The 8,503-nt window shown below is 75.2% G+C and carries 5 protein-coding genes; 2 read left to right on the top strand and 3 right to left on the bottom strand.

The window, feature by feature from the left end:
• Positions 1–35: 35 nt before the first annotated feature.
• On the bottom strand, positions 36–389 hold the full coding sequence (locus ABD254_RS19460) for an oxidoreductase (RefSeq protein WP_344250461.1): 354 nt from the start codon (positions 387–389) through the stop codon (positions 36–38).
• Between the two features lie 268 nt (positions 390–657).
• Between ABD254_RS19460 and sucB the strand changes: the two genes are divergently transcribed.
• Positions 658–2,478 (top strand): 2-oxoglutarate dehydrogenase, E2 component, dihydrolipoamide succinyltransferase, encoded by a 1,821-nt coding sequence (gene sucB / locus ABD254_RS19455; RefSeq protein WP_344250460.1) that lies wholly within the window; start codon positions 658–660, stop codon positions 2,476–2,478.
• Between the two features lie 354 nt (positions 2,479–2,832).
• On the opposite strand, the gene ABD254_RS19450 is transcribed toward sucB, so the two are convergent.
• Together ABD254_RS19450 and ABD254_RS19445 are read right to left on the bottom strand one after the other, a co-directional pair.
• The gene (locus tag ABD254_RS19450; RefSeq protein ID WP_344250458.1) at positions 2,833–4,422 is read right to left on the bottom strand and encodes a hypothetical protein; all 1,590 of its coding nucleotides are present in this window, start codon (positions 4,420–4,422) and stop codon (positions 2,833–2,835) included.
• Between the two features lie 102 nt (positions 4,423–4,524).
• On the bottom strand, positions 4,525–5,622 hold the full coding sequence (locus ABD254_RS19445; protein WP_344250456.1) for a Gfo/Idh/MocA family protein: 1,098 nt from the start codon (positions 5,620–5,622) through the stop codon (positions 4,525–4,527).
• Positions 5,623–5,777: 155 nt separating this feature from the next.
• Between ABD254_RS19445 and ABD254_RS19440 the strand changes: the two genes are divergently transcribed.
• Positions 5,778–8,450 carry a M14 family zinc carboxypeptidase gene (locus tag ABD254_RS19440; RefSeq protein WP_344250455.1) on the top strand — a complete coding sequence of 891 codons (2,673 nt, stop codon included), beginning with the start codon at positions 5,778–5,780 and terminating at the stop codon, positions 8,448–8,450.
• Positions 8,451–8,503: the final 53 nt, after the last annotated feature.

Here is an 8,503-nt window from a genome sequence, read left to right as displayed (position 1 = left end):
GCGCCGCCGTCGTCGTCGACCCGGGGTCGAGGCCCTCAGTGCCGGTGGTGCTTGGCCCGTTGCGCGGTGTTCCAGTCCCGCATGCGCTGCGGGTAGCCGGTGAACCGGACGTTGTAGACAGGGACGCCGAGCGACCGCGCCACCTCGAAGCCGGTGCGCTCGTCGGGGACCCGGCGGCGCGTCCACTCGCCCGTGGTCGCGACAAGCAGCACGGTGGTCGGCGTCTGGGCGTTGGGAGGCTCGACGTACGCCTCGACCCCCACGCGGGTGCGCACGAACTCCTGCAGGTGCGCGACCGTCGCGTCCTTCGATCCGGACGACGGCGCCGAGGGGTGCGACGGCGCGGCGGGACGACCCAGCAGCCGGTTCAGCGCGGTCCTGAGCGACATGGTCGTGAGACTACCGCCGGGCACCGCCCGGCACCGGCGCGTGACCGCGACGTGACCCCGGGCGGGTCCTCGCGGGGCGTCCGGCAGCCGCGGATGTTCCCAGCGTCACACCGTCCCCCGGCCCGGATCGATTGGGGACCGACCGCCGGAGGTGACAAGATGGCGGGCAGTGACCAGAACGCGGCAACCGGAGCGGTTGTGGGCCGGCACGGACCGGCCCGCCTCGGCACGTCGCCTGACCCACTGATCGAAGGAGACTCCACAGGTCATGTCTGAGAACGTGCAGCTGCCGGCACTCGGCGAGTCCGTCACCGAGGGCACCGTCACCCGCTGGCTCAAGGCCGTCGGCGACACCGTCGAGGTCGACGAGCCCCTGCTCGAGGTCTCCACCGACAAGGTCGACACCGAGATCCCGTCGCCCGTCGCCGGTGTCCTCGAGCAGATCCTCGTCGAGGAGGACGAGACCGTCGAGGTCGGCGCCACGCTCGCCGTCGTCGGCGACGGCTCCGGCGGGGGCTCCGGCGACGCCGCCCCGGCCGCCGAGGAGAAGACCGAGGAGGCACCGGCCGAGGCCGAGCAGCCCGCCGAGGAGAAGCCCGCAGAGGAGCCCGCGGTCGAGGCCCAGCAGCCGACGGCCGAGGCCGAGGCGCCCGCGGCCGAGTCGTCCGACGCCGGTTCCGGCGAGGGCACCGAGGTGACCCTCCCCGCCCTGGGCGAGTCCGTCACCGAGGGCACCGTCACCCGCTGGCTCAAGGCCGTGGGCGACACCGTCGAGGTCGACGAGGCGCTGCTCGAGGTCTCCACCGACAAGGTCGACACCGAGATCCCGTCGCCCGTCGCCGGGACCCTGCAGAAGATCCTCGTGGACGAGGACGAGACCGTCGAGGTCGGCGCCGTGCTCGCGCTCGTGGGCTCGGGCGCCGCGCCCGCCGCCCCCGCCGACAAGGAGCCCGCGAAGGCCCCCGAGCCCGTCGGCGCACCGGAGAAGGCCGAGGCACCGGCCGCGCCGGAGCCGGAGGCCGAGAAGCCCGCGCCGGCACCGGAGAAGCCGGCCGAGCAGCGCGAGGCCGAGAAGCCGGCGGAGAAGCCCGCGACCCCGACGCCCGCACCGGCCGCGCCGGCCGCCCCCGCCGCGGTCGCTCCGGCCGCCGGCAAGGGCTCGTACCTGACGCCGCTGGTGCGCAAGCTCGCCGCCGAGAAGGGCGTCGACGTCGCCGCGATCCAGGGCACGGGCGTCGGCGGTCGGATCCGCAAGGAGGACGTGCTCGCCGCCGCCGAGAAGGCCGCCGCACCCGCCGCCTCCCCCGCGGCCGCGCCTGCCGCCCCGGCGGCCTCGAAGGCGCCGGCGGTCCCGCCGGTCTCCCCGCTGCGCGGCACGACCGAGAAGATGTCGCGCCTGCGCAAGATCGTGGCCGAGCGGATGGTCGAGTCCCTGCACACGCAGGCCCAGCTCACCACCGTGGTCGAGGTCGACGTCACCCGGGTCGCCAAGCTGCGGGCCAAGGCCAAGGAGTCGTTCAAGGCGCGCGAGGGTGCGAACCTCACCTTCCTGCCCTTCTACACGCTCGCCGCGGTCGAGGCGCTCAAGGCGTTCCCGAAGATCAACGCGTCGATCGACCCCGAGAAGGGCGAGATCACCTACCACCCGTCGGAGAACGTCGGCATCGCCGTCGACACCGAGCGTGGCCTCGTGGTCCCGGTCATCAAGAACGCCGGCGACCTCAACCTCGCCGGCGTCGCCCGCCAGATCGGCGACCTCGGTGCCCGCACCCGGGCGAACAAGGTGGGCCCGGACGAGCTGTCCGGCGCGACCTTCACGATCACGAACACAGGCTCGGGCGGCGCGCTCATCGACACGCCGATCGTCCCGGGCGGCCAGGTCGCGATCCTCGGCACCGGCACGATCACCAAGAAGCCGGCGGTCGTGACCGGGCCCGACGGCGAGGAGACCATCGCGATCCGCCAGTTCGCGTACCTGTTCCTCTCTTACGACCACCGCCTGGTCGACGGTGCGGACGCCGCCCGCTTCCTCACGGCGGTCAAGGCCCGCATCGAGGAGGGCGCGTTCGAGTCCGAGGTCGGTCTCTGACCCGGGCCTGACCGCTCGTCTCGAGCACCGCGAGGGCGTCCCCGGCTCCGGCCGGGGGCGCCCTCGCGTCGTGGGGCCGCCTCTGGTGCCGCAGCCCGTCGCGCGGTCGCCCCGTCGTGAATTCGCCCCGTCGTACGCTCGCCCCGTCGTACGTTCGCCCCGTCGTACGTTCGCCCCGTCGTACGTTCGCCCCGTCGCGCCGTCGCCCCGTCGCCCGCGGCGCCGTCGTCGGAGCGGTCACCCGAGCCGTCCGTCGGCCGCGCCTGCGGTTCCGCTGCGAGCCAAGTTCCTCGTTCCTCGTTCCTCGTTCCTCGTTCCTCGTTCCTCGGCCCCACCCTGCGCCGCACGTCTGCCTCACCCGACCGTCGTCACGCGCCACCCGTCGTCGGTCCACGCCAGCCCCAGCGACGCACGGCGTACGCCCGACGCCGGCACCTGCGCCGTCGAGCCGTCGGCCGCCTCCTGGACGTGGGCGTCGATCTCGTACCTGACGTCCACCAGCGCCGTGTCGCCTGCGCTCTCGCGCGTGCTGGCGCCGTGCACCTCGACCTGGGCGCCGCGGACGGTGGTGCCCGAGCTCTCGACCCGGGCCAGGAGCCGGGAGTCCGCGTCGTGCGCCGCGGAGCCGCGCCGGTCGACCCCGTCGACCGAACCGGGGCCGCCGGACAGCAGGGCGACCCGCGACCGGGTGAGCGCGGCGGCCGCTGCCGCCGGGGCGTGCCGGTCGCGCACCGCGCGGACGTCGGCGAACGCGTCGGACGCCGGGGCGTCGGCAGCCGGATCCCCGCCGGCGACGGACGAGGCCGGGACGGCCGCCACCTCGGCCACGGCGGACCCGGGCGCCGCGACGCCCGCGCCCTCGTCCGGCTGGCGCACCTCGAGCCCCACGGCGACGAGGCCCGCCACCACGACCGCGACCCCCATCGCCCCCACGACGCCGGGCAGCCGGCGCCGGACACCGCGCCGACGCCGACGCCGGACGATGCCCGCGTCGCCCCGGCGGCTCCCGCGCCCTCCCGGCGGACCATCGGCCAGGCCGCCCGGCTGACCGGTGGGCGTTCCGACGGGCCCGGCACCCCTACGCCGGCGCCGCCGGGCGACACCACGCGCAGGGTGCGCGCCGCCCGGGTCGCGCCCCGGCTCCCGAGCCGGCCGGCGCACCGCGCGCCGCGTGGCCGGCACGCCGCCCGAGCGGGGACCGGCACCGCCCGCGGACGCCGCGGTCCCGTCGGCGTCAGGTTCTGCGTCACCGTGTCGCGCCCGGTCGCGTGCGCCCGCGCCGAGCGCCGCGGCCGCGAGCCGGGCGCGTTCCGGCAGGTGCACGGGCTCGGCGTCGAGGGCGGCGTCGGCGTGCGCCGCGAGCGTCCCCGCCTCGGGCCGGACTCGCGGGTCGGGGGCCAGCGCCGGCGCCAGCACCGCGCCCAGCGCGACGACGTCGTCGTCCGAGCGGTCGCCGACGAGCCCGGCCACGAGGGTCGCCAGCGCGTGCACGTCGCGCGCGGCGGCGTCGTCCCCCGTCCCGCCTCTTCCCGGCCCCACGACAGAGGAGGCGGCCGCCCCCGCCACCGGCACGGCGCCGTCCGCGGGCTCGAGCCGCGGCCGCAGCATCCCGACGCCGTCGGCGTCGAGCACGACGTCGCGAACCGTGAGCCCGCCCTGGTCGAGCCCCGCGCTGTGCAGCGCCGCCAGGCCCTGGGCGACGGCGACGAGCAGCCCGGCCGCCTCCGCGGCCGACAGCCGCCCCCGGACCTCGAGCACCGCGGGCAGGTCGGCCACGGCACCCGGTCCGCGACGCACGGCGAGCCGGTCGTCGGCCCGGAGCTGGGCGCCGGCGACCGGCTCGACCCGCGGATGGTCCAGCGCGGTCAGCGCCCGCACCCGGCGGACCAGCTCGTCGCGGGCGGCGGCGTCGGCGGGGATGGGGATCAGGATGTCGTGCGGCACCGCACCATCGAACACCGCGCCGGCCACCGCGCGTGCGCGTCATCCACAGGCCGCGGCCCGGCCGACGGACGCACCGACGCGGGCACGGGAGACGGCCGCGGGTCACACGTCGACGCGGCGCCCCTCGCGCGCGGAGACGCGCGCGGCGTCGAGCACCTCGGCGGTGCGCACGGCGTCGGCCGGGTCGACCGGCGCGGGCGCCTCGCCGTGCAGCCACGGCCCCAGGGCCCGGTAGAAGTCCGCGTGCCCGCCCGGGGCGAAGGGGACCGCCTGCCGCTCGCGCGCCCGCGTGAGCCACCCGAGCGTCCCGTCGGGCGCTCCTGAGTCCATGACCTCGAACGGCGAGGCGTCCTGCTCGAACGACGTCACCAGGTACGCCCCGGCCGTCCCCAGCACGCGCGTGCGGGGGCCCGGGGCGCCGACGACCGACCCGGCCCACAGCCGCGACACCACGCCGCGCGGGCTCGCGGCGAGCCCGCCGCCGGCCCCGTGCTGCAGGACGAGGAAGACGTCGTCCTCCGTCGGGGTGGTGAGCGCGCGCGTCTGCGCCCACACCGACTCGACCCGCCCGAAGAGCTGCGTGGCCGAGTCGACCAGGTGCGGCCCGAGGTCGAGGAGCAGCCCCCCGCCGGTCGGGTCGTTCTCCTTCCACCGCTGGCGGGGCACCGGGCGCCACCGCTCCCAGCGGCGCTCGAAGGTGTGCACCTCCCCCAGCTCGCCGCGCTCGAGCAGGGCCGCCAGCGTGAGCTGCTCCGGGTCCCAGCGGCGGTTCTGGAAGACGGTGAAGGGCGTGCCGGTGGTGCGCGCCTCCTCCACGACGGCGCGGGCCTGGTGCCCGTCGAGCCCGATGGGCTTGTCCAGCACGAAGGGGATGCCCCCGCGGGCGAGCTGCGCCGCCTGCTGGGCGTGCAGCGCGGTCGGGCTCGCCACGACGACGAGGTCGTACGTGGCCCGCGCGGCCATCAGCGAGTCGAGGTCGGCGTGCAACCGCGCGCCCGGCCAGTCGCCCGCCGCCTGGTTGCGCCGCCCCGGGTCGCGCGTCACGACCGCCGTCACCGACAGGCCGGCCTCCGCGGCCAGGCGGGCGTGGATCTCGCGGCCCGCTCCCCCGTAGCCCACGATCGCGAGGCGCGGGGGCGCCCCGCCGCCCCCGGCCGGTTCCGTCGTGCCGTCCGTCGTCGCCTCGGGCTGCTCAGTCATGACGTCCATGGTGCCCGACGCGCGCCCGCGAGACCGGCAGCGCCCCGCGGACGCGACGCCCCGGGTCGCCCCGACGGGCAGACCGTAGCGCGAGGCAATAGCGTGTGCGGCGTCCTCACCGCAGAGGGCGGCGAGGCATGTGAAAGGGGCAGCACATGCGAGACAGACGCTCCACCATCGTCACCGCGGCCGTCGCGTCGGCCGCACTCGTCGGTACGTCGCTGGTCGCGACGTCGTCCGGCGCCTCCACCGCCACGGCGGGGGCACCCACAGGCACCACGCTGCCGGCCGCCACGGCCGACATCCCCACCCCGGAGGATTTCTTCGGGTTCGAGATGGGCACCGAGGGGCGGCTCGCCGCCTACCCGGACGTCCTGGACTACATGAGGTCGATCGCCGAGAGCTCCGACCGCGTCGACTACGAGACCGTCGGGGAGACGACCGAGGGCAACGAGTACGCCACCGTGTTCATCAGCTCGCCCGAGAACCTGGAGCGCCTCGACGAGATCGTCGAGCTCAACCAGCGCCTGTCGGACCCCCGGTCGACGTCGCCCGAGGAGGCTCGCGCACTGGCACGTGAGAGCGTGCCGATCTACCACCTGGAGGCGACCATCCACTCCACGGAGGTCGGCAACGGGCAGGCGATCAACGACATCGTGCACCGGCTCGCCACGGAGACGTCGGACTTCACCGAGCAGGTGCTCACGGACTCGGTCATCATGCTCGTCCCGTCGCAGAACCCGGACGGCCAGGTGAAGGTCGTCGACCACTTCGACCGCACGGCCGGCACCGACCTGGCGCGCGTCTACCCGGACCTCTACCAGAAGTACACCGGGCACGACGACAACCGCGACTGGACGATGTTCACGCAGGTCGAGGCGCGATACCGGCTCGGTCTCACCAGGGAGTACCGGCCGGTGATGACGCACATCATGCACCAGCAGGGCAACAGCGGGGAGCGGATCTTCGTCCCGCCGTACGGGGGCGTGACCAGCCCGAACGTGCCCGGGAACTCCAACGCGTCGGCGTCCGCCGTCGGGCAGCACGCGATGCGGGCCCTCACCGCCGAGGGCAAGAAGGGCGTCGGCACCGACGACTACCACATCTACTGGACGCTGGAGCAGCCGGTCGGCTTCTTCCCGTTCACGGGCACCGGCGTGTACCTCACGGAGATCGCGTCCGTGACCGACCTGGCGTACCCGCAGCGGTCGCGCGACGGCGGCCCGCTCGGCCCGCAGACGCCGACCCAGGACCTCATCCAGCCTTACGACGACGACACGTGGACGCTGAAGGACATCGTCGAGTACGCCGAGACCGCGACGTACGCGGGCATGGAGTACGTCGCCGCCAACGGCGAGGCCCTGCTGTACGACAACCTCTACGCCGCGCCGCTGGAGTTCACCGAGAACGGCGTGGCGTCGGGCGTGCAGGCCTACGTGGTCGACGCGGACCAGCGCGACCCGTACGCCACGTACGAGATGCTCGAGCGGCTCGAGTGGACCGGGGTCGAGATCGACCGCGCGACGGCGCCGTTCACGGCCGGCGGCGAGCGGTACCCCGCGGGCTCATGGGTGGTCGCCACGCACCAGCCGCTCGGCAACTGGGCCGACCAGCTGCTCGGCACCGACGAGTACCCGGTCGAGGACCTGCCGTACGCCGAGGCGACGACGAGCCTGCCGCTGCAGCTCGGCGTCGACGTGGCCGCGGTCGACGAGCCGGTCGAGGCCGACCTCGAGCGGGTCGAGCAGGTCGAGGTCCCCGAGGTCGAGATGCCGGCCGCGCCGGGGGCGTCCGGGGCGTACCTCGTCCGGCCGGAGTCGTACGGGACCATCCCGATGGTCGCCGCCCTGCAGAAGGCGAACATCACCACCTTCCGGGCCGGCGCGGAGTTCACCGCCGACGGCACGGACTACCCGGCGGGCACGTACGTGGTCCCGGCCACGCCGCAGGCGCGACGGGTGCTGGCGACCTCGAGCGCCGACGTCGGCGTGCCCGTGGCGGCGACGGCGCAGGCTCCCGCGGTCGAGGGCATCCAGCTCAAGCCGCGCACCCGCGTCGGGCTGCTGCGCGGGGCCAACAACATGCCGGGCGGCTGGGACATGTACGTCATGGACCGGTACGGCGTGAACTACGAGGTCGTGGGCGCGCAGGACTTCCAGTCCGGCCGCCTGACCGACGTCTACGACACGATCGTGCTGCCGCAGGGCATCTCGAAGGACGACATCGTCGAGGGCCTCGACCCCGCGGAGTACGACGAGGAGTTCGCCTGGGCGTACGGGGTCGGCGAGCGCGGGTGGCGCAAGCTGCGCCAGTTCGTGCGCCAGGGCGGCACGCTCCTGGCGATCGGCGACACCGTCGAGACGGCCGACGAGCTGCTCGACCTGCCGATCGAGCCGGCGCTGCCCGAGGACTCCGACGAGTTCGCGACCGGCGGGAGCCTGCTCAACCACGAGTTCGACACGTCGGACATGGTCGCGTGGGGCCTGCCGGAGCAGTGGCCGGTGTGGCTGTACAACACGCAGGCGTGGACCCCGACCGGGGCCGGCGCCGACGTCGTGTCCACCTACCCGACCCAGGACGTGCTCGCCAGCGGCTACCTGCGCGGCGAGGAGCACGTCGCCGGCACGGCCAACGTCGTGTCGTTCGACATCGGCAAGGGGAAGGTCGTCACGTACGGCAGCGAGGTGACGTTCCGGTCTCTGCCGCGGTCGTCGTTCACCCTCCTGTACAACGCCGTCTACGGCGGGCCGGCCGCCGAGGTGAGCTCGACGCAGCTCTCCCGGCTCCGGCCGGCGTTCGCGGCCGACGGGCGCCTGCGCGGCGAGTAGCCGGGCGAACCGGGCACGACGGCGGCGCACGGGGATCGCTCCCCGTGCGCCGC

Origin of the sequence: Isoptericola hypogeus, from assembly GCF_039531145.1 — a bacterium.
GTDB classification, from domain to species: domain Bacteria; phylum Actinomycetota; class Actinomycetes; order Actinomycetales; family Cellulomonadaceae; genus Isoptericola; species Isoptericola hypogeus.
The sequence above is the reverse complement of the archived record's forward strand: the minus strand, read 5'-3'. Positions and strand labels throughout refer to the sequence as shown.